Source organism: Microbacterium sp. LjRoot205 (assembly GCF_056175745.1).
On record NZ_JBGFFH010000007.1, the window covers coordinates 73,344 to 96,334 of the forward strand.

Genomic DNA, 22,991 nt, shown 5'->3' on the forward strand with positions numbered 1-22,991 from the left:
CGAGCCGTGACAATGCGGTCACAATCAAAGGAGACACCCCATGAGCGGGCAGTCACAGGCTGGGTTCACGCCCACCGGAACCATCGCGACACCGGCGGATCGGCGCCGCGTCGTCTTCGCCACCGTCGTCGGCACCACCGTCGAGTGGTACGACTTCTTCATCTACGCCACGGCCGTCGGCCTGGTCTTCGGGCAGCTGTTCTTCGAGCCGCTCGGAGCGAACAGCGCCATCGTCGCGTTCGCGACCGTCGGCGTGAGCTTCCTCTTCCGTCCTCTCGGGGCGTTCCTCGCCGGCCACTACGGTGACAAGTTCGGCCGCAAGGCCGTGCTCATGTGGACCCTGATCCTGATGGGGGCCGCAACCGCCCTCATCGGTGTGCTGCCGACATACGACGCGATCGGTGTCGCTGCGCCGATCCTGTTGGTGCTGCTGCGCATCCTGCAGGGCATCTCGGCCGGTGGCGAGTGGGGCGGCGCGGTGCTGATGGCCGTCGAGCACGCTCCCAAGGCCAAGCGCGGGATCTTCGGCGCATCGCCGCAGATCGGCGTGCCGCTCGGCCTGCTGCTCGCGTCGGGAGTGATGGCGCTGATGACGGCGATCGCACCGGGAGATCAGTTCCTGCAGTGGGGCTGGCGCATCCCGTTCCTTCTGAGCGTCGTCCTGATCCTCGTCGGCTACTACGTGCGCCGGAAGGTCGAGGAGAGCCCGGTCTTCATCGAGCTCGCGGAGCGCAAGGAGAAGGCGAGCATGCCGATCGTGCAGCTGTTCCGCAAGCACCTCCTGCTCGTGATCGTCGCTGCACTCGTCTTCGCCGGCAACAACGCGGTCGGCTACATGACGACCGGTGGATACATCCAGGGATACGCCACCAACCCCGAGGGCCCGATCGGCCTCGAGCGCGGACCCGTGCTGTGGGCGGTCACCGGGTCGGCCGTCACGTGGCTCATCACGACTCTCATCGCAGGGTGGCTGTCGGACCGCATCGGCCGACGCACCACCTACATCATCGGCTGGGTGATGCAGCTCGTCGGTGTGTTCGCGCTGTTCCCGCTCGTCAACACCGGCGACGTCGGGCTGCTCTTCGCAGGGCTCGCGATCCTGACGATCGGTCTCGGCTTCACGTACGGACCTCAGGCGGCTCTCTACACCGAGCTCTTCCCTGCGAGCATCCGCTTCTCGGGCGTCTCGATCTCGTACGCCATCGGCGCGATCGCCGGCGGGGCGTTCGCGCCGACCATCGCAACCGCGATCGTGCAGGCCACCGGTTCGACGCAGGCCGTCACCTGGTACCTCGCCGGCATGACGCTGCTCGGCCTCATCGCGACGCTGCTGCTGCGTGATCGCTCCGGCATCCCCCTGGGTCCGGATCACGAGGAGGAGCAGTCGGTGAGCCCGATCCGTGGGCTCGCCAAGGTCTGACGCACGCCCTCACGCCGAACGCACGTCCGCCTCGCGGGCGTGCGTTCGGCGCATCTGCGACTCAGCCGTCGAGGGCTTCGCGGATCGATGCTGCAGAGCGCCGCAGACGCGCCGCGATCTCCGCGTCGTCGAGGTCGGTGGCGACATGCACGACCGCGATCGCCGCAGGGCGCTGACCGCGAAGCGCGAGCGGCACGGCGACCGACTGCACGGTGGGGATGACCTCGTCGTGACTCGTCGCGTATCCGCGCACGCGCGCCTCGTCGACCTCTGCGTGCAGGGCCGCGCGGGCATCACCCGGCCATTGCGGGATCGGGAGCTGCGTGAGGATCGCCTTGCCAGGTGCCCCCACCGTGACCGGATGCCGGGCGCCCGGCCGCTGTGCGACGCTCGCGATCGCGTGACGAGGCTCGATGCTCGCGAGTGTGATGCAGTCGTCTCCGTCGAGCACGCCGAGGAAGCAGGTCATGCCGAGTTCGTTCGCGATCGCGGTCAGCTCGGGGATCGCCTCGGCCTGCAGATCGTGGGCGACGCCGGCGGCCAGCGCTGCCATGCGCGGGCCCAGCGTCACAGCGCCTGACGCGTCTCTCCCGATCAGTCGGTGGTTTTCCAGCGTGCGCAGCAGCCGGTATGCGACCGAGCGATGGACGTCGAGTCTCACGGCGATCTCGTCGATCGTGAGCGGGATCCGCGCATCGGCGAGCACCTCGAGGATCCGGATGCCGCGGCTGAGGGTCTGCGAGGCCGGGGTGCCTTCGGGCATGCGTGCGCTCCCTTGCGTTTCGGGACAGGCGTCCCTAAGCTGTGTTCAATAGTAGAACGTCGTGTTCGAATATAGAACACGATCGATTCGATCGCAACACCCGACAGTGACGTCCGGAAGGAATCGACGACGATGCAGTTCCACCACCACGGCTATGTCTCGGGAGACCCGCGTGTGAAGGATGCCGCAGGCATCGGCACCGAGCGGCCCGCAGACATCCCCGACGAGATCGATGTGCTGATCGTCGGCTCCGGCCCCGCCGGCATGCTGCTCGCCGCCCAGATGTCGCAATACCCCGATGTCTCGACGCGCATCATCGAGAAGCGCGAGGGTCGTCTGGTGCTCGGCCAGGCGGACGGCATCCAGCCGCGGAGCGTCGAGACGTTCCAGGCGTTCGGCTTCGCCGAGCGCATCATCGCGGAGGCCTACAACATCGGCTGGATGAACTTCTGGGGCCCGAACCCCGAGCGGCCGAACGAGATCGTCCGCACCTCGCGGACCGCCGACTACGCCTACGACATCTGCGAGTTCCCGCACCTGATCGTCAACCAGGCGCGCGTGCTCGACTACTTCGCCGAGGCCGCGGTGAACGGCCCTGGCCGCATCGCCCCCGACTACGGCATCGAGTTCGCAGGACTCACCGTGCACGACGAGGGCGAGTACCCGGTCGAGGTCTCGCTGCGCTACGTCGCGGGTGAGCGGGCGGGGGAGGAGCGCACGATCCGTGCCAAGTACGTCGCCGGGTGCGACGGCGCGCGCAGCGGCGTACGCCAGGCGATCGGACGCACGCACGTCGGCGGCAGCGCCGCGCACGCCTGGGGTGTCATGGACGTGCTCGTCAACACGGACTTCCCCGACTGGCGCACCAAGTGCGCGATCAACTCGGAGGCGGGCAACATCCTGCACATCCCTCGCGAGGGCGGCTACCTCAGCCGCATGTACATCGACCTCGGCGAGGTCGCCGAGGACGACGACCACCGCGTGCGCCAGACGCCGATCGACGAGATCATCGCCAAGGCGAACGCGATCCTCAGCCCCTACACGCTCGATGTGAAGGAGGTCGCCTGGCACAGCGTCTACGAGGTCGGGCACCGGGTCACCGACGGGTTCGACGACGTGATCGACGGGTCGGGCCGCACGCCGCGAGTGTTCCTCACGGGCGATGCCTGCCACACGCACAGCGCCAAGGCGGGCCAGGGCATGAACGTGTCGATGCAGGACGGTTTCAACCTCGGGTGGAAGCTCGGGTCGGTGCTCACCGGGCGCGCGCCCGAGGCGCTGCTCGCGACATACGGTGCCGAGCGTCGGCCCGTCGCCCAGCAGCTCATCGACTTCGACCGGGAGTGGTCGACGCTCATGGCGCGCAAGCCCTCGGAGATCACCGACCCGACCGACCTCGCGACGTACTATCTCGCCACGGCCGAGTTCCCCTCCGGGTTCATGACCCAGTACACGTCGTCGATGATCACTGGCTCGGACGCGCATCAGAGTCTCGCGGTCGGCTACCCGCTCGGCAAGCGCTTCAAGTCCGCCGAGGTCGTGAGGGTCGGCGACGGCAACGCGATCCACCTCGGCCACCACGCGAAGGCCGACGGTCGCTGGCGCGTGTACGCCTTCGCGGGCCGCGATGCCGCGACGCTCGACGCGTGGGCGGCCGCGGCTGCGCCCGTCTTCGAACGGTTCACGCCCGCAGATGCCGACACCGATGCGGTGTTCGATGTGAAGGCGATCTACCAGCAGCCGTATGAAGAGATCGAGGTGACCTCGACTCCGGCTCTGTTCCAGCCGAAGACCGGTCCGCTCGGGCTCACCGACTGGGAGAAGGTCTATGCGGCGGGGCCGTCGAAGTGGACGGAGACCGACATCTTCGACGCGCGGGAGCTGTCGCGCGACGGCGTCGTGATCGTGGTGCGTCCCGACCAGTACGTCGCCGCGATCCTGCCCTTGGATGCGACGGACCAGTTGGGGGACTTCTTCGGCGGGGCACTGCTGCCGGCATCCTGACTCTGCCGCGGGGGCGCTGCGTCCTTCGGGAGGAGATATCCCCTCGGGAGGAGGATCTCCAGCGGGATCTCCTCCCGAGGCGCAGTTCTCCTCCCGAGGGCGTACGGGTGCGGCGACGCACTGGTCGGGGAGACGGCTCGCGAGGGCCGGATGCCTCGCACGGGTCGGATGCCTCGCACGAGCGAGTCATCTCCGGCGAGTGAGGCACCTCTGGCGAGCGTCGGAGCCCGCGCGTACTCTGAGGGCCGATGGGCGAAGTCGCCCCGACAGGAGGAGCGTGTGATGGACTGGAAGATCGAGCTGATCTTCGTCCCGGTCTCGGATGTCGACCGGTCGAAGGAGTTCTACGAGAAGATCGGTTTCCATGCCGATCACGATCAGGTTCCCTACGAGGGCCTGCGGTTCGTGCAGATGACCCCGCCCGGCTCAGCCTGCTCGATCGCCTTCGGCACCAATCTGGGCGAGGGGCTGCTGCCCGGGCAGCAGAACACGATCCAGGTCGTCGTTCCGGATGCCGATGAGGCGCTCGCCCATCTTCAGGGGCTCGGGGTCGCAGCGCAGGGTGTCGATGAGCAGGCGTGGGGCCGGTTCGTGACCTTCGACGACCCCGACGGCAACACGTGGACGCTACAGGAGCTGCCGGACTACAGCGCTCAGGCCTGAGTTCCGCGGGCGTCGAGTTCAGCGTCCGGCGATTGAGAACAGTGCCTCGGGTGCGCCCGAGGGGAACAGCACTCGTGCGCCGGAGCGGATGTCGTCGATGGGCACCCAGCGCACAGGGCTGCCCTCGTCGAGGATGCGGAGCTCGGCGTCCAGGGGCACCGCGTCCAGCTCCGAACAGGTCACGGCGAAGACGTGGGCGATCTCGTGTCCGGGTTCGCCCTCGTACGTGAAGATGTTCTCGAAGACGCCGAGTGGCTCGGCATCCTCGAGTGTGACGCCGAGCTCTTCCATGAATTCACGGCGCAGCGCGTCGCCCGCCGTCTCGCCGAACTCGATGCCTCCGCCGATCGCGCGCAGGAAATCGAGCCGGCGCGAGCTGTCGTGTCCCTCGAGGGCGAGCAGGTGCCCGTCCTTCACAGGCAGGCCGACAGCGATGTTCCGGATGGCAGGCATCCCGGAACACTAACGCACCGCCGGGCTCGGAGGTTCAGACGATCTGCGTCGCGCCTCCGGACACGACGATCCCGCCGCGGGGAGGGATGGTCACGGTGAGCAGGCTCGGTCGGCGCACATGGGCTCCCTGATGGATTCGCACGGTCGTCTCCGGGTGGCCGAGCGCGCGCAGGTAGGCCCCGGTGGATGCCGCGGCCGAGCCGGTCGCCGGGTCTTCGGTGATGCGACCGACCGGGAAGAGGTTCCGGGCGTCGAAGTCGGCGGGGCCGACGGAATGCAGCACGGTGATGGTGCCGAGCCAGCCGTTCTCTCGCATGAGCGCGGCCACCTCGTCGGGGGAGAAGCGGAACTGGTCGAACAGCTCGCGGTCGTCGACGACCAGGATCGGATGCCAGTTCCCGGCGAACGCCTCCCTCGCAGGGAAGCGGTCGTCGAGGTCTGACCCGGTGAGGCCGAGCATTCCGAGCAGGCGCTCGAGCACGTCGGGGTCGAGGTCGCGCACCTGGGGTTCGACGCTGGTGAACGACACGGTCACACCGCTGTGCGCGTCCACGACCGACCGCAGCGTCACGGCACCCGCGTTCGTGTCGAACACCACCTCGCCCGGTCCGTCACGCTCCGCGAGGGCGACAGCCGTCGCCACCGTCGCGTGTCCGCAGAACGGCACCTCCGCCGCGGGCGAGAAGTAGCGTGCCCGATATCGCGGCACACCGGACTCGTCCGTGCGACCGACGAGGAACGCGGTCTCTGAGAATCCGACGTCCGCGGCGATCTGCTGCATCCGCTCTTCCGTCATGCCGCCGGCATCGAGCACGACTCCCGCGGGGTTGCCGCCCTCCGGAGTCGCGGCGAAGGCGCTGTATCGCAGGACACTCAGATCATCGGTCATGACGAGGAGCCTAGCGATGCCTCGGGGTCACGAGTTCACGCGGATGATCTCCTGCTGGTAGGGCGCGATGACCTCGCCCGAGATCCGGAGGTCGAGCAGCAGGAAGCGCCGTGTCGCGGCATCCTCCTGCGCCCACGTGCCGAGCCGCTCGAGGTCGGCGAGGGACGTGACGACGACGCCCTCTGCGCCGACCGCAGCACCGAACGCCGCGAAGTCGACCTCGGGGATCAGCATCGGACCTTCGGCGAGTCCCTTCAGCCCGTAGAGGTTGACCTCGGCGCCGTAGGCGGCGTCGTTCCAGATCACGGCGATGCCGCGTCCCGCTGCCGCGCGGACGGCGGACTCGAGGTCGGCGATCGCCATGAGCCCGCCTCCGTCGCCCGAGGTGAGGACGACCGTCGAATCCCGGCGGGCGAGAGCCGCACCGACGACGCTCGGCCAGCCCTGGCCGATCGACTGGAAGGCGGTGCCGACCATCATCATCCGATCGGGTGCCTCGACCGGCCAGTACATGTTCGCCCAGCCGATGAAGTGACCGCCGTCCGAGACGACGACCCGGTCTGCGGGCAGCAGCTCGGCGATGCGGCGCGCGGCCGAGCGGGGGTCGAGACGGCCGTCGGGGGCGAGTTCGTCTCCCTCGTCGTAGGCTCGGGCGGCCGCGACATCGACGGTCTCGCGCCACGGCTGCCCGGGCACGGCGTCGGATGCCGGCGTCGACGCGCCGCGCATGATCGCCGTCGTCTCGGCGGGGCGGGCCGCTGCTCCCCAGTCGTGCTCGGCTGCGGGGCTGAGAGCGGAGCCGAGCGAGCCGACCCTGGCGACCAGCGCCTCCGCGGCGAGACGCGCGTCGGCACGAACGAAGCCGCCGACGTGCGGGTGCGTGGCCGCCGGCGCGATGTCGACCTGGAAGACCCTGGTGCCGGGCGCGAAGAGTTCACCGAACCGCATCGTGAACTGGTTCAGTGACGCGCCGAAGACGACGGCGACGTCTGCCGTGCGCACGAGCTCCATCGCGCCGTCCGCGCCGAATCCACCCGTGACTCCGAGGTCGTACTGCGTCTCGGGAAAGACGCCGCGACCGAGAGCGGACGAGGCGGTCAGTGCGCCGGTCAGCGCCGCCAGTTCGCCGAGCGCCGAGCCGGCTCCGGCCAACCAGGCGCCGCGGCCGGCGAGCAGGAACGGGCGCGATGCGCCGCGCAGCGCCTCGGCGATATCGTCGAGCGTGCCCTCGGCGAACTCCCCGCGCGGAGCGAGCGGCGCCGGGATGCCGGGCGCGGGCGCCTCCGGCACAGGGCCGGCCTCGAGCGATGCGACGTCGTAGGGGATGGCGAGGACGACGGGCACGCGGTAGGTCAGGGCGTGCTCGATCGCGATGACGGTGGTCGCTGCGGCATCGGCACGCCCGACCGTATAGGTGCGGGCACCGACGGCGGATGCCAGGGCGATCTGGTCGACATCCCACGGGCGAGGGCCGGAGGTCGGCTCGTCGCCCACCACGAGCACGAGCGGCACGTGGGCCTGCACGGCCTCGGCGAGGGCCGTGAGGGTGTTGGTGAAGCCTGCGCCGTAGGTCGAGGTGCCGGCGGCGATGCGCCCGGAGGCGCGGAAGTGCGCGTCGGCGGCGACCACGGCGCCCTGCTCGTGCCGGACGGCCGTGAAGACCGCGTCCGTCCGGGTCTCGATCGCGTCGAGGAAGTAGGCGTTGCCGTTGCCCATCACGCCGAAGACGGCGTCGATGTGCTGAGCGAGAGTGAGTGCGACGTGCGCGGAGACAGAGGGCATGCGAAAGCCTTTCGAGACAGGGACGGAGAACATTCGTATTCCGTATGTGTCTCGCCCCCGCGTCTTCGTGGGGAGCTTCGTGCCTCTTTTTCAGGCACCGGCGTCAGAGAGCGCCGGACAGGTAGATCCTATCGCTCCCGGGCCGACGCGGCGCCGACTTGCGCGCGTAACACCGCCGAAACCGCGACGCGGAAACATGCGGTCATGGAGTCACTGTTCGACGGATACACCTCGCGTCGGTCGCCGCGCCGAGCAGGCGCCGCACCGTGGGACGAGATGTTCCCCTCAGACGCGCCATCCGGCGGCGAGGGCGTGCGCCTGCCCTACCAGGACATGTATCCGGCGCTCGCGGCCATGGACGACGCAGAGCTGAGGGCTCGCACCGACGCCCTCGCCAGTTCGTATCTCGCACAGGGAGTCACGTTCGATTTCGCCGGGGAGGAGCGTCCGTTCCCGCTCGATGTGGTTCCGCGCGTGGTCGCCGCCGATGACTGGCGCTATGTCGAGTCGGGGGTGAAGCAGCGCGTGCGGGCTCTCGAGGCATTCCTCGCCGATGTCTACGGTCCGCAACTCGCGGTGCAGGACGGTGTGATCCCCGCGTCGCTGATCAGCTCGTCCGCTCACTTCCACCGTCAGGCGGCCGGCATCGTCGGGGCGAACGGGGTGCGCATCCACGTCGCCGGCATCGATGTCATCCGTGACGAGCTCGGAGCCTGGCGTGTGCTCGAAGACAACGTGCGCGTGCCGAGCGGTGTGAGCTATGTGCTGGCGAATCGCCGCGTGATGGCGCAGACGCTCCCGGAGCTGTTCACCAGTCTCAGAGTCCGCCCGGTCGTCGACTACCCGAGCCGCCTCCTGCAGGCGCTGCGTGCCGCCGCGCCTGACGGCGTCGATGATCCGACCGTCGTGGTGCTGACCCCCGGCGTGCACAATTCCGCGTACTACGAGCACACCCTGCTCGCGCGGATGATGGGCATCGAGCTCGTCGAGGGGCGCGACCTGTTCTGCTCGGGCGGGCGGGTGTGGATGCACACGACCTCCGGCCCCACGCGGGTGGACGTGATCTACCGGCGGGTCGACGACGAGTTCCTCGACCCGCAGAGCTTCCGCCCCGATTCCGTGCTGGGCGCCCCCGGGCTGATGCTCGCTGCTCGCCTCGGCAATGTCACGCTCGCCAACGCCGTGGGCAACGGCGTGGCCGACGACAAGCTGGTCTACACGTACGTCCCCGACCTGATCCGCTACTACCTGGGCGAGGAGCCGGTGATCCCGAACGTCGACACCTGGCGGCTCGAGGATCCGAGTGCGCTCGAGGAGGTGCTCGACAGGCTCGACGAGCTGGTGGTGAAGCCGGTCGACGGCTCGGGAGGAAAAGGGCTGGTCGTCGGGCCCGATGCGTCGCGCGAGACGTTGGAGGCTCTGCGCAAGTCGTTGCGGGCCGACCCTCGGGGCTGGATCGCCCAGCCGGTCGTGCAGCTGTCGACCATTCCGACACTCGTGGAAGACGGATTCCGCCCGCGGCACGTCGATCTGCGTCCCTTCGCCGTCAACGACGGGCACGACATCTGGGTGCTGCCCGGCGGTCTCACCAGGGTCGCTCTGCCCGAGGGACAGCTCGTCGTGAACTCCAGCCAGGGTGGCGGCTCGAAGGACACCTGGGTGCTGGACCCTTCGCTGTTCACCGGGCCGACGACGACCGTGGAGGGCGACCCCGATGCGGCGGCGGACGAGGTGTCGCTCGCCACCGGGGCGATCGCCGTCGTGGCGCCGGCGCGCGAAGAACCGCACCCGCCGTTCCTGTCGTCGCCGCAGGACGAGGACCTCGAGCTGCGCCATCACCAGCAGCAGCAACAGCAGCAACAGCAGCGGGGAGGAACAGGATGCTGAGCCGCATCGCCGAGGCGCTGTTCTGGATCGGCCGCTACGTCGAGCGGGCCGATGGCACCGCGCGCATCCTCGACGTGCACCTGCAGCTGCTGCTCGAAGACCCGTGGGTCGAGGAGGACACGGCCTGCCGTGCGCTGCTCTCGGTGATGGGAACCACAGCGGATGCCGACACCGTGCTGAGTCGTGACGACGTGGTGCGGCTTCTCGCGCTCGACCGCGAGCACTCGGCGTCGATCGCCCACTCGATCGCATCCGCCAGGGAGAACGCCCGGCGCGCCAGGGAGATCATCTCGACCGACCTCTGGGAGACGCTCAACGAGTCGAATGCGCGCATGCCCCGTCGTATCGCCTCGGACAAGACGCATCCGTTCTTCCGCTGGGTGCGCGACCGCTCGGCGCTGGCCTTCGGCGTCGTCGACTCCTCGACGAGCCGTGACGAGGCATGGCACTTCTTCGTTCTCGGCCGGTCGATCGAGCGCGCCGACATGACCGCGCGTCTGCTGGCGACGCGCTCGCTGACCGAGGCCGGTGGGCCGAGCTGGACGACGCTGCTGCGCAGCTGCGGCGCATACGAAGCCCACCTGCGCAGCCACCGAGCGGTGCCGACAGGCGCGTCGGCAGTGGAGTTCCTGCTGATCGACCGCCTGTTCCCCCGATCGGTGCTCTCGAGCATCCTGCAGGCCGAGGAATGCCTGCGCGGCATCGATCCGGCCGGCGCATTCGGCGTGCCCGACCGGGCTCATCGCGTGCTCGGTCGCATGCGGTCGGAGCTGGAGTACCGACCGATCGGCGACACCGTGCATCGTCTGTCGGAGAGCATGGAGGAGGTCCAGGTGGGGATGTCAGTGGCGAGTGACGCGATCAGGGAGCGGTACTTCCCGTCGATCGCGATGCCGGTGTGGATCGGAGAGGCGCTGTGAGCCGCCTCAAGATCGTGCATCGCACCGGCTTCCGCTACGAGCAGCCGGCGACGGCGTCGTACAACGAGGCGCGCATGCTGCCGCACTCCCGAGAGGGGCAGTTCGTGCTGCAGGCGACGCTCGACATCTCGCCGACGGCCACCCAGCACTCGTACTCCGACTACTGGGACACGCGGGTCTCGACTTTCGAGCTGCTGACCCCTCATCAGGTGCTCTCGGTCACCGCGACGAGCGTGGTCGACGTCAGGCCGCTCCCGACGGCGACCGCCGGAATCGACTGGGATGAGCTCGAATCCCGGATCCCGCAGTCGCTCGCTCTGGCCGAGTGCGTCGCGCAGACTCCCGCCACCGCCCCGGATGACGAGATGCGCGATCTCGCCCTGCACTTCGAAGCGGAGGGCGGCGGAGTGGACGAGACCGCCCTCGACATCTGCCGCGCGGTCGGGGAGGCGATGGAGTACCGCAGCGGCGTCACCGGCGTGAGCTCGACGGCTCGTGACGCCTGGCCCGCGCGATCAGGGGTCTGCCAGGACATCGCTCACGTGGCTCTCGGGGTGCTGCGCGCTGCGGGCATTCCGGCACGCTATGTGTCGGGGTACCTGCACCCCGACCCGACGGCCGCGATCGGGCAGGCCGTGACGGGGGAATCGCACGCCTGGCTGGAGTGGTACTCCGGGGAGTGGCGCGGATACGACCCCACCAACCTCGTCGACATCGGCGAATCCCATGTCTATGTCGGCCACGGCCGCGACTATGCCGATGTGGCTCCGCTCCGCGGGGTGTATGCCGGACCCAGCGCGTCGGAGCTGTTCGTCTCGGTGGAGATCACGCGCCTCGGCTGAGGCGACTGCATGGCCTGACGACGCACGGCAGTGGGGAAGAATGAGACGATGACGGATGCATCGATCGAGCGCGAGACGCTCACCTGGGACGGCTTCGGATCCGCGACGCGAGATCTCGCGCGCAGCATCCTCGAGAGCGGCTTCGTGCCCGAGGTCGTGGTGGCCATCGCCCGCGGTGGTCTGCTTCCCGCCGGTGCCATCGCGTACGGCCTGGGTGTCAAGAACTGCGGCGCGATCAACGTCGAGTTCTACACCGGCATCGGCACCGTGCTCGATGCCCCGGAGGTGCTGCCGCCCGAACTCGACATGGCCTATCTCGACGGTCGTCGCGTGCTCCTCGTCGACGACGTCGCCGACTCGGGCCGGACGCTCGCGCTCGCGGTGCAGCTGCTGAAGGACAAGGGCGCCGACGTGCGCTCGGTGACGATCTACACGAAGCCGTCGACCATCATCCAGCCCGACTACGCGTGGAAGGACACCGATCTGTGGATCAACTTCCCCTGGTCGTTCCAGGGCACGGTGCGTGAAGAGGATCTCGGGCTCGCGCCGTCGGCCTGACCTCGTCTCAGCCGCGCTGCAGTGAGCGAAGAGTCTGGATCGTGTCGGCGTCTGCGACGCTCTTGTCGGGGCGGTAGGCCTTGACGCGTGCGAAGCGCAGCGCGATGCCACCGGGGTAGCGCGGAGAGCGCTGCACCCCGTCGATCGCGATCTCGACCACGAACTCGGGGCGCAGGAACACGGTCGACTGCGTGCGTCGTGTCTCGAACGACGGGAACTGCTCGGTCTGCCAGCGCAGCAGCTCGTCGGTCAGACCTTTGAACGTCTTTCCGACCATCACGAGTCCGCCCGGCTCGCCGAACTCTCCGCTCGGATCGAGAGCGCCGAGATGGAGATTCGACAGCCACCCCTGTCGTCGACCCGAGCCCCACTCGGCTGCGAGCACGACGAGGTCATAGGTGAGCACGGGCTTGACCTTGAGCCAGGACTTGCCGCGCCTGCCCGCCGCATAGGGCGCATCGACGCCCTTGACGACGACGCCCTCGTGCCCGGCCGCCAGCGCCTCTCGTGCCAGCTGCTCGGCAGCAGCCGGGTCGTCGGTGACGACCCCCGGCATGCGCCACTCGCCGACGGTCTTCTCGAGTTCGGCCAGGCGGATCGAGAGCGGTTCGTCGAGCAGATCGCGGCCGTCGATGTGCAGGATGTCGAAGAACCAGGGGCGCAGCACGAGCTCGCGCGACACGTCGGCCCCGAACCGTGACATCGTCTCCTGGAACGGCCGCGGACCGCCGTCCTCATCGAGCGACAGCGTTTCGCCATCGAGGATCAGGTCGTGGGCGGGAAGGCCTCGCACGATCTCGACGATCTCGGGCACGCGGTGGGTGATGTCGGCCAGGCTGCGGGTGTACACGCTCACGTCGTCTCCGCGGCGATGCACCTGGATGCGCGCTCCGTCGAGCTTGTATTCGACGGATGCCCTGCCCGTGACCTCGAGAGCCGCAGTCGGAGTCGCCGCGGTCGAGGCCAGCATCGGCAGCACGGCACGGCCGACCACGAGGCCGACCTCGTCGAGCTCGGCCGCGGTGCCTGTGAGGGCGATGACCGCCGTGTCACCCAGGTCGCCGGACAGCATCGCTGCTCGTCGCACGGATGCCGCAGGGCGATCCGAGGCGCGAGCGATCGCATCGAGCAGCACGCCGCCGAGCGCACCGGTGCGCAGCTCGCCGAGCATCGCGCGCGATAGGAAGTCCCATTCGGTGGCCGTGGCGCGGCCGGCGAGAGCGGAGAGCAGATCTGTTCGGGCGGCCGCAGACCCCGAGCCCGAAGCGCCGGCCAGCGCTTCGAACGCCGCGTCGACGTCACCGATCGACAGGGACGGCTCGTCGGCGTGCATCACCTCGAGGGCGGAGATCCCGAGCCAGCCCACACCCAGGCGTCCCTGACGCGGCGTCGCGAGGAGCAGCCCGACGAGGGCGGGGACGTCGTCCGCGTCCGCGCGCGCGAGCAAGCGCGAGAGTGCATCGACCTTGGCGAGACGCGATGCGGTGGCGGTGACCTCTTCAGCGGTGGAGACGAGCTCCGAGAGCAACATGGATGCAGTCTGTCACCGGCATCCGACATCGGCGAAGCCCTTGCCTTCGCCCTCTCCGTCGCAGTAGAGCAGCGAGAGCTCAGCGCCCGTGGAACTCAGGCTTCCGCTTCTCCTGGAAGGCGGCGAAGCCCTCGCGGTAGTCGTCGGTGTCGCACAGCGCCGCCTGAGCGGTGTTCTCGACCTCGATCGATTCCCACAGCGCCAGCCTCTCGTCGCGGATGCGCGAGACGAGCTGCTTGCTCGCGAGGAACGCGGCGGTGGCACCGCGGGCGGCGGTCGCGGCGGCTTCCGTCGTCGTCTGCAGGACCTCGTCGTCGGGGAGCACACGTGAGAAGAGACCCGAGGTCACGGCCTCGGTGCCGGTCATCAGGCGCCCCGTGTAGATGAGGTCGAGCGTCTTGTGCGCGCCGAGGCGGTCGACGAACAGGGCGTGTCCGCCCGAGTCGAGCGTGGCGCCCAGCGCTGCGAACGGCGAGCCGATCTTCGCCGACTCCGCGACGTAGACGACGTCCGTGGCGATCAGCAGTCCCAGCCCGACGCCCAGGCATGCACCGTGGGCGGTCGCGAACGTCGGCGCGGGAAAGCGCGCCATCCGCTGCAGCAGCGGAGTCACGAGCCCGCCGAGGTAGCCCATCACGTCGTCGTCGCGCGGGTCGACCGCCGAGATGTCGCGTCCGGCGCAGAACGCGCGCCCCTCGCCCCGTAGCACGAGCGCGCGCACTCCCGCCGCGTCGGCCTCGTCGTATGCACGGCCGAGATCGCGCAGCGCCTGCTCGTCGAGGGAGTTCAGCGCGGACGGTGCGTTCAGCACGACCGTCGCGACGTCGTCGGAGATGGTGAGATCGATCATCGGATGCTCCTCAGACGTCGTAGTCGACCACGACGCGGTCGCTCGTCGGGTGGGACTGGCAGGTCAGCACATAGCCGCGGTCCAGCTCGTCGGGCTCGAGCGCGTAGTTCTCCGTCATCGTCACGCTGCCCTCGATGACCCTGGCGCGGCACGTGCCGCACACGCCGCCGGCGCACGCGAACGGGGCGTCCGGCCGCACCCGCAGAGCCGCGTTCAGCACCGACTCGTGCGCGTCGACGGGGCTCTCGACGGTCGACGAGACGCCGTCGAGGTTCACCTCGATGCGTATCGTCTTCGCGCCCGCCCGCACCTCGACCGGGCGCGCGGCGCGCACAGGTTCGTCGCCGGTGGTGAAGAGCTCGAACCGGATGTGCTCCCGGGGCACGCCGACGTCGGCGAGCACCTCGCGGCACAGGTCGACGAGCGAGAGAGGACCGCAGAGGAACCACTCGTCGACGTCGCTCGGGTCGATGAGCATCCTCAGGATGGTGCGCAGCTTCTCCTCGTCGATCCGCCCCGACAGCACGGGAGCCGTGCGCTGCTCACGGGACAGCACATGGTGCAGCGTCACTCGCGTCGGATACCGGTCCTTGAGGTCGGCGAGGTCCTCGAGGAACATCACGTCGAGTGTCGATCGGTTCGTGTAGAGCAGTGTGAAGCGCGACGAGTCCGAGCGCGTCAGCACGGTGTGCGCGAGCGCCATCAGCGGGGTGATGCCCGAGCCCGCGGCGATGCCGACGACGTGGCGATGATCGAGATCGTCGAGCCCCGAGGTGAATGTGCCCTGCGGACTCATCACGTCGATCTCGAACCCGGCGTGCAACCCGGTCTGGGCCCACGTGGAGAAGAGGCCGCCCTCGTCGCGCTTCACCGCGACACTCAGCCGGGTGGGCGTGCCCACCGCGATCTGCTCGGCCGTGCGATGCTCGGGCGCGCGGCACAGCGAATACGATCGGCGCACCTCGGTGCCGTCGAGGGTGGTGCGCAGCGCCACGTACTGGCCCGGCAGGTGGTCGTAGTCGTCGGCGAGCTCGGCGGGAACCGTGAAGGACACCTCGACCGAGTCCTCGGTGAGCGGCCTCACCTCTTCGACCACGAGAGTGTGGAACCGCGCGCGCTTCTTCGCCGTCGATGCGGAGGGCGAATGAACGGATGTCGGTGCGACGGCACCGGACGGGGCGAACAGCGACATCAGTGCACCTTGAAGTGGTCGAAGGGTTCGAGGCATGCGCGGCACTCGAACAGCGCCTTGCATGAGGTGGAACCGAAGCGCGAGACCTCGCGGGTGTCGAGCGAGCCGCACCGCGGGCAGCGCACGCTGATCGCGAGGCGGATCGGGCCGGACGACAGCGCGGAGCGCCCCGAAGGAGGCGCGATGCCGTACTGCGAGAGCTTCTGCTTGCCGGCATCCGACATCCAGTCCGTCGTCCACGCGGGGGAGAGCACGAGACGCACCTCGACCTGCGAGTGACCGGCAGCGGTGAGGGCCAGGATGACATCGTCGCGGATCGTGTCCATCGCCGGGCACCCGCTGTAGGTGGGCGTGATGTCGACACGCACGACGTCGCCGTCGACCGTGACGGCTCGGAGCACTCCGAGGTCTTCGATCGTGAGCACGGGGACTTCGGGGTCCGCCACGGCAGCGGCGATCCGCCAGGCGTCGGTCTGCAGCGTGTCGGTCACCATGACGCCCCCGGATGACGTCGCGCGAGAACCTGCATCTCGGCGAGCAGATGGCCCATCGGGGTCGCGTGCGCACCTCGGCGCCCTCCCGCTGACGATGCCGCCACTGAGGGCGCGGTCAACTCCGCCTCTGTGAAGACGGTGTCGACGACCGCGTCGAAACCGGCGCGAAGGGTGGACGGGCGCACGGCGGCATCGCCGAGACGATCGATCAGTGGCTCATCGCGGAAGAGCTCATCGACGTACGGCCAGACGTCGCCGAGCGCGCGCACGATCCGCTGCCGTGACTCGTCGGTGCCTCCGGCGAGGCGCAGCACCCACTGCACCGAGTGGTCGCGGTGGTAGTCGACCTCTTTGAGCGACTTCTCGGCGATCGCCGCGAACGTCTCGTCTGTGCTGGCCCTCAGCCCGGAGTACAGCTCGAACATGTAGGTCGACACGACGAACTGACGTGCGATCGTCTGCGCGAAGTCGCCGTTGGGCTGTTCGACGATCCAGGCGCTGCGGAACTCCGGCTCGTCGCGGAAGTACGCGAGGTCGTCTTCGGAGCGTCCGTCGTAGGAACCGGCGAAGTGCAGGAACGAGCGGGCATGACCGAGCAGATCGAGGGCGATGTTGCCGAGCGCGACATCCTCTTCGAGTTCGGGCGCGCGGGAGATCCACTCGCCGAGCTGCTGCGAGAGGATCAGGGCGTCGTCGCCGAGCCAGAGGGCGTACTCCGCGATGTCGGCGGATGCCGCCGCGGAGCCGGTTCCCGTGAGCTCCTCGCTCAGTCGCAGCTCGTCGACCGAGACATCCCCGTGCGTGTCTCCATGGACGTCCGTGCGGATGTCGTTCACAGGTGCGGCACCCCCTCGGAGGCCGTGTAGTAGACGGCGTGCCGGTAGTTCTTGCCGGCGGGGCTCTCGAAGTAGGCGCCCTTGGCGTCGGGGTCGCTCGTGGTGATCGCGTCGGCGGGCACGGCCCAGATCGACACGCCCTCGCCACGGCGCGTGTAGAGGTCTCGGGCATTGCGGATCGCCATGTCGGCATCCGGGGCGTGCAGCGATCCGACGTGCACGTGGCTCAGGCCGCGATTCGCACGGACGAAGATCTCCCAGAGGGGCCAGGGTTCGCGTTCGTCGGCACCGGGCGTCGCCATCACGCCGCCGCCTTCGTCTTCAGCGCCTGCTTGCGGGCGTACTCGGCTGCGGCCTCGCGCACCCACGCGCCCTCCTCGTGCGCCGTGCGGCGACGTTCGAGACGCTCGGCGTTGCAGGGGCCGTTGCCGCGCAGCACCTCGAAGAACTCGTCCCAGTCGATCTCGCCGATCACGTACTGGCCCGTCTCGTCGTCGAAGCGCAGATCGGGGTCGGGCAGGGTGACGCCCAGGATCTCGGCCTGCGGCACCAGCATCCCGACGAAGCGCTGGCGCAGCTCGTCGTTGGTGAAGCGCTTGATCTTCCACTTCATCGACTGGGCCGAGTTCGGCGACTGGTCGTCGGGCGGGCCGAACATCGCCAGGCTCGGCCAGTACCAGCGGTTCACGGCGTCCTGCGCCATCTGCTTCTGCTCGTCGGTTCCCTGCATCAGCGAGAGCAGGATCTCGAAACCCTGACGCTGGTGGAACGACTCCTCCTTGCACACGCGCACCATGGCGCGGCCGTAGGGGCCGTAGGAGGCGCGACACAGCGGCACCTGATTGCAGATCGCGGCGCCGTCGACGAGCCACCCGATAGCGCCCATATCGGCCCAGGTGGGGGTGGGGTAGTTGAAGATCGAGGAGTACTTGGCCTTGCCGCTGATGAGCTGGTCCATCATCTCGTCGCGGGTGATGCCGAGGGTCTGCGCCGCCGAGTAGAGGTACAGGCCGTGGCCCGCCTCGTCCTGCACCTTGGCCATCAGGATCGCCTTGCGCTTGAGGCTCGGCGCCCGGGTGATCCAGTTGCCCTCGGGCTGCATGCCGATGATCTCGGAGTGCGCGTGCTGCGAGATCTGACGGATCAGCGTCTTGCGGTAGGCGTCGGGCATCCAGTCGCGCGGCTCGATGCGCTGCTCGTTCGCGATGAGCTCGTCGAACAGGCGCTCGTCGTCTGAGAGCTCGCCATCGACGAGGGAGAGATCTGCGGGGCTTGTCATCATCGACTCCTCGGTATCCGATCCGCTTTACTGACCGGTCGTTAGGTAATTCTGACATGCCGGTCCGCCGTGCGCAAGAAGCGGCGCTCAGCGCGAGCGGGAGACCAGGTCGAGAAGCGCGAGCCCGTAGGCCTCCGAGGGGTCCGGATGCTCGAAACGCAGCGTCTCGCCGGCGATCTCGACATCGACGACGAAGGCGTCGGGAAGGCGGGTGAGTGCCCGGAACGTGCCTCGCAGCAGTTCGCGCAGCTGATCCTCGCGGGGCAGCCACACCGCGTCCGCGAGGGTGACCGCGTCGAGCGCCCACTCTGTGGTGCCGTTGAAGGCGAGGTCGGTGCCGCTCGGAGTCTGCCTCGCCTCGATCGTCATCGCGCTGACCGTGAAGACGTCGGCCTCGGCTTCGAGCTCGACATCGTTCGGGAGGTCGAGCTGAAAGCGATCGCCCTCGGAGGGATGCCACACGAGCCCGGCATCGCGCAGGGATACGGCCAGTTCTCGGGTGATCATCGTTCCACGCTAGACGACGGGGTGGGGCGGTGGCGCGGATCTCACCAGTGGATGACGATGCCCCGGGTGTCGGCGGCCTCGGGCCCGACGTCGGTGACATGAGGCACAGTGGAGACATGACTTCCCCCTCTGCTGTCGACACCCGCACTGCTGCGCTCGCCGCCTTGCGCGAACTGGTCGGCCGCCCCGACGCCGATTTCCACGACGGCCAGTACGAGGCGATCGAGGCGCTGGTCGAGGGGCGCCGCCGCGCGCTCGTCGTGCAGCGCACCGGCTGGGGCAAATCGGCGGTGTACTTCGTCGCGACGCTGCTGCTGCGTCGGCAGGGGGCGGGACCGACCGTGCTCGTCTCGCCGCTGCTGGCTCTCATGCGCGACCAGATCGCCGCCGCCGAGCGCGCAGGCGTCCGAGCCGTGGCGATCAATTCCACCAACGCGCACGAATGGTCGGAGGTGATGCAGCAGCTCGACCGAGACGAGGTCGACGTGCTGCTCGTCTCTCCCGAGCGACTCAACAACCCGGCGTTCCGCGAGCAGCAGCTGCCGGCGCTCGTGCGACGGATCGGCATGCTGGTGGTCGACGAGGCGCACTGCATCAGCGACTGGGGGCACGACTTCCGCCCCGACTATCGTCGGTTGCGCGATCTCATCGAGCAGATGCCGCCAGAGGTTCCGGTGCTCGCGACCACGGCGACCGCCAACAGCAGGGTCGTGGCCGACGTCGCCGAGCAGCTCGGCACGGGAGGCTCATCGGGCGACGGGGCCTCCGAGGTGCTCACGATCCGTGGCCCGCTCGCCCGCACCTCGCTGCGGCTCGGGGTGCTGCGTCTGCCGACCTCGGCGAGCCGGCTCGCCTGGCTGCTGAGCCACATCGACGACCTGCCCGGCTCGGGCATCATCTACACGCTCACCGTCGCTGCAGCGGTCGACACCGCTCGGCTGCTGCGCGACCACGGCCACGACGTGCGTGCGTACACAGGGCAGACGGACACCGACGAGCGCACGGAGTCAGAAGGGATGCTGAAGCGCAACGAGGTCAAGGCCCTCGTCGCGACGAGCGCACTCGGCATGGGCTTCGACAAACCCGACCTCGGATTCGTGCTGCACCTCGGTGCGCCGTCGTCGCCGGTCGCGTACTACCAGCAGGTCGGTCGCGCCGGGCGCGCGAGCGAGAGCGCAGACGTGCTCCTGCTGCCGGGCGTCGAAGACCGCGATATCTGGCACTACTTCGCCACCGCGTCGATGCCCGACCGTGAGCGCGCCGAGAGGGTGATCGATGCGCTCGGCGATCAGCCGATCTCGACGCCGGCGCTCGAGGCGATGGTCGACATCCGCCGCACACCTCTCGAGCTGCTGCTCAAGGTGCTCGATGTCGACGGCGCGGTGCGACGTGTGCAGGGCGGGTGGGTCGCCACGGGCGAGCCCTGGAGCTACGACGCCGAGCGTTACGAGCGGATCGCGGGCGAGCGCCGAGCCGAGCAGCAGCACATGATCGACTACGAGCAGACCGACGGATGCCGCATGGAGTTCCTCCAGCGCTCGCTCGACGACGACACGGCAGCGCCCTGCGGCAGATGCGACAACTGCGCCGGCATCTGGTTCCCGAGCGAGATCGGCGAATCGGCGACGACTCAGGCTGCGGAGTCGCTCGACCGAGTGGGCGTTCCCGTCGAGCCGCGCCGGGCCTGGCCGACCGGCGCCGACAAGCTCGATGTGCCCGTCAAGGGGCGCATCGCGCCGGGTGAGCAGGCGGGAGAGGGGAGGGCGCTCGCCCGGCTCACCGACCTCGGCTGGGGCGGCACCCTGCGGGAGCTGTTCGCCGCCGGAGCGCCCGATGCCGCAGTGACGCCCCAGGTGCTCGGCGGCTGCGTGCGAGTGCTCGCCGACTGGGGCTGGACCGAGCGCCCTGTCGCGGTGGTCGCGATGCCTTCACGGTCGCATCCGCTGCTCGTCGACTCCCTTGCCCGAGGGATCGCCGACATCGGTCGGCTGCCGTACCTCGGTGCGCTCGACCCAGTCGATGGCGGCCCGAGCGGTCAACCCGGAGGCAACAGCGTGTTCCGTCTCGCAGGTCTGTGGGACAGGTTCAGCGCGCAGGGCCTCGACATCCCCGAGGGGCCGGTTCTCCTCGTCGACGACCTGGCCGACAGCCGGTGGACTCTGACGGTCGCCGCCCGCACACTGCGCCAGGCCGGCGCCACAGAGGTGCTTCCGTTCGTGCTCGCGCTTCGCGGCTGAGGTCGGCGATCGTCGTCGCTGTCGATGCGCTGCTGGTGACGAGCGACCGCCTCTGCCACGGCGGGTGTGAGCAGGTCGAACACACCCACACCCGGCGCGACGTCAACGGCCAGATCGATGTCGCTGACGAAGCGATATCGCGTATGAGCTGTTTCGCTCAGCGCAGGTCGTACACGCGCTTGTACTTGCCTTCGCTGCGCGGCAGAGCGCCGGGCTCCTCGACCTTGACGTCGACGCTGGTGCCGATGTGCACCTTGATGCGATGCGTGAGCACTGCAGCGGCGGCGTCGCACTCCTCGATGCTCAACGACGGGTGCCGCTCGATGCGCACCGTCATGGTGTCGAGCTGGCCCGCACGGTGCAGCTCCAGCACGAAGTGCGGCGTCAGGGTCTCGATGCCCATCACGAGCTCTTCGATCTGTGTGGGGAAGAGGTTCACTCCGCGCAGGATGATCATGTCGTCGTTGCGCCCGGTGATCTTCTCGATCCGCCGCAGGGCGGGATACGTCGTTCCGGGCAGCAGGCGGGTCAGATCCCGTGTGCGGTAGCGGATCACCGGGAAGGCCTCTTTGGTGAGCGAGGTGAAGACCAGTTCGCCCAGTTCGCCGTCCGGCAGGCGGTCGCCGGTGTCGCCATCGATGATCTCCGGAAGGAAGTGGTCTTCCCAGATGTGCGGGCCGTCTTTGGTGAGCACGCTCTCGCTGGCGACGCCCGGCCCCATGACCTCGCTGAGCCCGTAGATGTCGACGGCGTCGATGTTCAGTCGCTTCTCGATCTCGCGGCGCATCTCGTTGGTCCACGGCTCGGCTCCGAGCACGGCCACCCGCAACGAGGTCCGCGTCGGGTCGACGCCTGCCGCCTCCATCGCATCGGCGATCGTGAGCAGGTAGCTCGGCGTGCAGAGGATGGCGTCCGGCTCGAAGTCGGCGATCAACTGCACCTGGCGCGCGGTCTGACCACCGGAGACGGGTATCACCGTGGCGCCGAGTCGTTCGATGCCGGCATGCGCCCCGAGTCCACCCGTGAACAGCCCGTATCCGTAGGCGTTGTGCACCTTCATGCCGGCGCGGATCCCCGCGGCGTGCAGCGACCTCGCGATCAGGTCGCCCCACCTGTCGAGGTCGCCCTCGGTGTAGCCGACGACGGTCGGCCGCCCGGTCGTGCCCGACGACGCGTGGATGCGGCGCACGTCGGCCATGGGCACGGCGAACATCCCGAACGGGTAGCTCTCTCGCAGATCGGCTTTGGTGGTGAACGGCAGCCTCTGCACATCGTCGAGGGTGCGGATCTCGTCGGGGTGGACACCGTGCTCGTCGAACTTGCGACGGTACGTCGGCACGTTCTCGTAGGCGTGGCGCACAGTCCACTGCAGGCGCTGCAGCTGCAGCCGGGCCAGTGCACTGGCGGAGTGCAGCTCGATCTCGGTGCCGATCTCGGCACGGGTGTGGGTCATCGTCGACTCCTTCGTCGCGGGCAGGGCCATGTCAGGTGTGCCGGTCAGCCGGGGTGCGATCGGTTCGTGGTGAGCGAGCGGCCGCGCACCTCGGCGACGACGTCGCCGGACTCATCGGTCACCGTGACGTCGTAGATGCCGTTGCGACCGCTGACGACGCGGCGACTCGCACGTGCCGTGAGCCGCTGCCCGGAGGTCGTCGACTTCAGGAAGGTGATGTCCGCGCCGCCCGCGACCGTGACGCGCTCGTCCTCGTTGCAGGCGATCGCGAAAGCCGTGTCGGCGAGAGTGAACACCAGGCCGCCGTGCGTGATCGCGAAGCCGTTCAGCATGTCGTCGCGCACCGTCATCGACACCACGGCCTCGCCGGGCTCGTCGAGCTCGACGGTCATGCCGAGCATCGCCGACGCGGCATCGCGCTGCATCATGGC

Annotated in this window: 22 protein-coding genes; 8 read left to right on the forward strand and 14 right to left on the reverse strand. The window is 69.0% G+C overall.

Annotated features, from left to right (window positions below; all coding sequences use genetic code 11):
• Window positions 1-40: 40 nt before the first annotated feature.
• A complete protein-coding gene (locus tag AC04ME_RS13800) occupies window positions 41-1,420 on the forward strand; it encodes an MFS transporter (RefSeq protein ID WP_042539354.1) in 1,380 nt (459 codons plus the stop codon).
• 61 nt (window positions 1,421-1,481) lie between these two features.
• On the opposite strand, the gene AC04ME_RS13805 is transcribed toward AC04ME_RS13800, so the two are convergent.
• Complete coding sequence (locus AC04ME_RS13805; protein WP_475435506.1) at window positions 1,482-2,183, reverse strand: IclR family transcriptional regulator; 702 nt, start codon at window positions 2,181-2,183, stop codon at window positions 1,482-1,484.
• Window positions 2,184-2,315: 132 nt separating this feature from the next.
• On the opposite strand from AC04ME_RS13805, the gene AC04ME_RS13810 reads away from it, so the two are divergent.
• Together AC04ME_RS13810 and AC04ME_RS13815 are read left to right on the forward strand one after the other, a co-directional pair.
• Window positions 2,316-4,187, forward strand: coding sequence for an FAD-dependent monooxygenase (locus AC04ME_RS13810; RefSeq protein ID WP_475435508.1), 1,872 nt, complete (start codon window positions 2,316-2,318; stop codon window positions 4,185-4,187).
• Window positions 4,188-4,469: 282 nt separating this feature from the next.
• A complete protein-coding gene (locus tag AC04ME_RS13815) occupies window positions 4,470-4,850 on the forward strand; it encodes a VOC family protein (RefSeq protein ID WP_042539360.1) in 381 nt (126 codons plus the stop codon).
• Window positions 4,851-4,868: 18 nt separating this feature from the next.
• On the opposite strand, the gene AC04ME_RS13820 is transcribed toward AC04ME_RS13815, so the two are convergent.
• From AC04ME_RS13820 to AC04ME_RS13830, 3 genes are read right to left on the reverse strand one after another with little or no spacing between them, the layout of a single operon-like run.
• Entirely contained in the window at window positions 4,869-5,303 is a 435-nt protein-coding gene (locus AC04ME_RS13820) for an NUDIX hydrolase (RefSeq protein WP_042539362.1), read from the reverse strand.
• 34 nt (window positions 5,304-5,337) lie between these two features.
• On the reverse strand, window positions 5,338-6,192 hold the full coding sequence (locus AC04ME_RS13825) for a PhzF family phenazine biosynthesis protein (protein WP_042539364.1): 855 nt from the start codon (window positions 6,190-6,192) through the stop codon (window positions 5,338-5,340).
• A gap of 27 nt (window positions 6,193-6,219) precedes the next feature.
• Window positions 6,220-7,974 carry a thiamine pyrophosphate-binding protein gene (locus AC04ME_RS13830; RefSeq protein WP_475435511.1) on the reverse strand — a complete coding sequence of 585 codons (1,755 nt, stop codon included), beginning with the start codon at window positions 7,972-7,974 and terminating at the stop codon, window positions 6,220-6,222.
• A gap of 204 nt (window positions 7,975-8,178) precedes the next feature.
• On the opposite strand from AC04ME_RS13830, the gene AC04ME_RS13835 reads away from it, so the two are divergent.
• The 4 genes from AC04ME_RS13835 to AC04ME_RS13850 are packed head-to-tail and all read left to right on the forward strand — an operon-like array spanning window position 8,179 to window position 12,181.
• The gene (locus AC04ME_RS13835; RefSeq protein ID WP_475435512.1) at window positions 8,179-9,861 is read left to right on the forward strand and encodes a circularly permuted type 2 ATP-grasp protein; all 1,683 of its coding nucleotides are present in this window, start codon (window positions 8,179-8,181) and stop codon (window positions 9,859-9,861) included.
• Window positions 9,855-10,781, forward strand: a complete 927-nt coding sequence (locus AC04ME_RS13840; RefSeq protein ID WP_042539371.1) for an alpha-E domain-containing protein — start codon at window positions 9,855-9,857, stop codon at window positions 10,779-10,781. The genes AC04ME_RS13835 and AC04ME_RS13840 overlap by 7 nt, the downstream gene beginning before the upstream one ends.
• Window positions 10,778-11,623, forward strand: a complete 846-nt coding sequence (locus tag AC04ME_RS13845; protein ID WP_475435514.1) for a transglutaminase family protein — start codon at window positions 10,778-10,780, stop codon at window positions 11,621-11,623. The genes AC04ME_RS13840 and AC04ME_RS13845 overlap by 4 nt, the downstream gene beginning before the upstream one ends.
• Before the next feature lie 48 nt (window positions 11,624-11,671).
• The gene (locus AC04ME_RS13850; protein ID WP_042539374.1) at window positions 11,672-12,181 is read left to right on the forward strand and encodes a phosphoribosyltransferase; all 510 of its coding nucleotides are present in this window, start codon (window positions 11,672-11,674) and stop codon (window positions 12,179-12,181) included.
• Window positions 12,182-12,188: 7 nt separating this feature from the next.
• On the opposite strand, the gene AC04ME_RS13855 is transcribed toward AC04ME_RS13850, so the two are convergent.
• The 8 genes from AC04ME_RS13855 to AC04ME_RS13890 all read right to left on the reverse strand — a co-directional run bounded on the left by AC04ME_RS13855 (window position 12,189) and on the right by AC04ME_RS13890 (window position 18,870).
• The gene (locus tag AC04ME_RS13855) at window positions 12,189-13,712 is read right to left on the reverse strand and encodes an ATP-dependent DNA ligase (RefSeq protein ID WP_475435516.1); all 1,524 of its coding nucleotides are present in this window, start codon (window positions 13,710-13,712) and stop codon (window positions 12,189-12,191) included.
• 79 nt (window positions 13,713-13,791) lie between these two features.
• Entirely contained in the window at window positions 13,792-14,562 is a 771-nt protein-coding gene (locus AC04ME_RS13860) for an enoyl-CoA hydratase/isomerase family protein (protein ID WP_475435518.1), read from the reverse strand.
• 10 nt (window positions 14,563-14,572) lie between these two features.
• Window positions 14,573-15,754 (reverse strand): 1,2-phenylacetyl-CoA epoxidase subunit PaaE, encoded by a 1,182-nt coding sequence (gene paaE, locus AC04ME_RS13865; protein WP_475435520.1) that lies wholly within the window; start codon window positions 15,752-15,754, stop codon window positions 14,573-14,575.
• Complete coding sequence (paaD, locus tag AC04ME_RS13870) at window positions 15,754-16,248, reverse strand: 1,2-phenylacetyl-CoA epoxidase subunit PaaD (RefSeq protein ID WP_079112434.1); 495 nt, start codon at window positions 16,246-16,248, stop codon at window positions 15,754-15,756. Before paaD ends, paaE begins: the two co-directional genes overlap by 1 nt.
• Window positions 16,242-17,084 carry a 1,2-phenylacetyl-CoA epoxidase subunit PaaC gene (gene paaC, locus AC04ME_RS13875; protein ID WP_475435522.1) on the reverse strand — a complete coding sequence of 281 codons (843 nt, stop codon included), beginning with the start codon at window positions 17,082-17,084 and terminating at the stop codon, window positions 16,242-16,244. The genes paaD and paaC overlap by 7 nt, the downstream gene beginning before the upstream one ends.
• Complete coding sequence (gene paaB / locus AC04ME_RS13880) at window positions 17,081-17,386, reverse strand: 1,2-phenylacetyl-CoA epoxidase subunit PaaB (protein ID WP_042539384.1); 306 nt, start codon at window positions 17,384-17,386, stop codon at window positions 17,081-17,083. Before paaB ends, paaC begins: the two co-directional genes overlap by 4 nt.
• Window positions 17,386-18,363 carry a 1,2-phenylacetyl-CoA epoxidase subunit PaaA gene (gene paaA, locus AC04ME_RS13885; RefSeq protein ID WP_079112435.1) on the reverse strand — a complete coding sequence of 326 codons (978 nt, stop codon included), beginning with the start codon at window positions 18,361-18,363 and terminating at the stop codon, window positions 17,386-17,388. The genes paaB and paaA overlap by 1 nt, the downstream gene beginning before the upstream one ends.
• A gap of 87 nt (window positions 18,364-18,450) precedes the next feature.
• A complete protein-coding gene (locus AC04ME_RS13890) occupies window positions 18,451-18,870 on the reverse strand; it encodes a hypothetical protein (protein ID WP_042539388.1) in 420 nt (139 codons plus the stop codon).
• 116 nt (window positions 18,871-18,986) lie between these two features.
• Here AC04ME_RS13890 and AC04ME_RS13895 point away from each other — a divergent pair, with 116 nt between their 5' ends.
• Entirely contained in the window at window positions 18,987-21,107 is a 2,121-nt protein-coding gene (locus AC04ME_RS13895; RefSeq protein WP_475435525.1) for a RecQ family ATP-dependent DNA helicase, read from the forward strand.
• A gap of 157 nt (window positions 21,108-21,264) precedes the next feature.
• Here AC04ME_RS13895 and paaK read toward each other — a convergent pair whose 3' ends face one another.
• On the reverse strand, window positions 21,265-22,560 hold the full coding sequence (gene paaK, locus AC04ME_RS13900; protein ID WP_475435527.1) for a phenylacetate--CoA ligase PaaK: 1,296 nt from the start codon (window positions 22,558-22,560) through the stop codon (window positions 21,265-21,267).
• A gap of 44 nt (window positions 22,561-22,604) precedes the next feature.
• Window positions 22,605-22,988 (reverse strand): hydroxyphenylacetyl-CoA thioesterase PaaI, encoded by a 384-nt coding sequence (gene paaI / locus AC04ME_RS13905; protein ID WP_052492903.1) that lies wholly within the window; start codon window positions 22,986-22,988, stop codon window positions 22,605-22,607.
• Between the last annotated feature and the right edge of the window lie 3 nt (window positions 22,989-22,991).

Coding starts and splice junctions, on each gene's coding strand:
- AC04ME_RS13800 (WP_042539354.1), top strand. CDS start 41: ATGAGCGGGCAGTCACAGGCTGGGTTCACGCCCACCGGAACCATCGCG.
- AC04ME_RS13805 (WP_475435506.1), bottom strand. CDS start 2,183: ATGCCCGAAGGCACCCCGGCCTCGCAGACCCTCAGCCGCGGCATCCGG.
- AC04ME_RS13810 (WP_475435508.1), top strand. CDS start 2,316: ATGCAGTTCCACCACCACGGCTATGTCTCGGGAGACCCGCGTGTGAAG.
- AC04ME_RS13815 (WP_042539360.1), top strand. CDS start 4,470: ATGGACTGGAAGATCGAGCTGATCTTCGTCCCGGTCTCGGATGTCGAC.
- AC04ME_RS13820 (WP_042539362.1), bottom strand. CDS start 5,303: ATGCCTGCCATCCGGAACATCGCTGTCGGCCTGCCTGTGAAGGACGGG.
- AC04ME_RS13825 (WP_042539364.1), bottom strand. CDS start 6,192: ATGACCGATGATCTGAGTGTCCTGCGATACAGCGCCTTCGCCGCGACT.
- AC04ME_RS13830 (WP_475435511.1), bottom strand. CDS start 7,974: ATGCCCTCTGTCTCCGCGCACGTCGCACTCACTCTCGCTCAGCACATC.
- AC04ME_RS13835 (WP_475435512.1), top strand. CDS start 8,179: ATGGAGTCACTGTTCGACGGATACACCTCGCGTCGGTCGCCGCGCCGA.
- AC04ME_RS13840 (WP_042539371.1), top strand. CDS start 9,855: ATGCTGAGCCGCATCGCCGAGGCGCTGTTCTGGATCGGCCGCTACGTC.
- AC04ME_RS13850 (WP_042539374.1), top strand. CDS start 11,672: ATGACGGATGCATCGATCGAGCGCGAGACGCTCACCTGGGACGGCTTC.
- AC04ME_RS13855 (WP_475435516.1), bottom strand. CDS start 13,712: ATGTTGCTCTCGGAGCTCGTCTCCACCGCTGAAGAGGTCACCGCCACC.
- AC04ME_RS13860 (WP_475435518.1), bottom strand. CDS start 14,562: ATGATCGATCTCACCATCTCCGACGACGTCGCGACGGTCGTGCTGAAC.
- paaE (WP_475435520.1), bottom strand. CDS start 15,754: ATGTCGCTGTTCGCCCCGTCCGGTGCCGTCGCACCGACATCCGTTCAT.
- paaD (WP_079112434.1), bottom strand. CDS start 16,248: ATGGTGACCGACACGCTGCAGACCGACGCCTGGCGGATCGCCGCTGCC.
- paaB (WP_042539384.1), bottom strand. CDS start 17,386: ATGGCGACGCCCGGTGCCGACGAACGCGAACCCTGGCCCCTCTGGGAG.
- paaA (WP_079112435.1), bottom strand. CDS start 18,363: ATGACAAGCCCCGCAGATCTCTCCCTCGTCGATGGCGAGCTCTCAGAC.
- AC04ME_RS13890 (WP_042539388.1), bottom strand. CDS start 18,870: ATGATCACCCGAGAACTGGCCGTATCCCTGCGCGATGCCGGGCTCGTG.
- AC04ME_RS13895 (WP_475435525.1), top strand. CDS start 18,987: ATGACTTCCCCCTCTGCTGTCGACACCCGCACTGCTGCGCTCGCCGCC.
- paaK (WP_475435527.1), bottom strand. CDS start 22,560: ATGACCCACACCCGTGCCGAGATCGGCACCGAGATCGAGCTGCACTCC.
- paaI (WP_052492903.1), bottom strand. CDS start 22,988: ATGATGCAGCGCGATGCCGCGTCGGCGATGCTCGGCATGACCGTCGAG.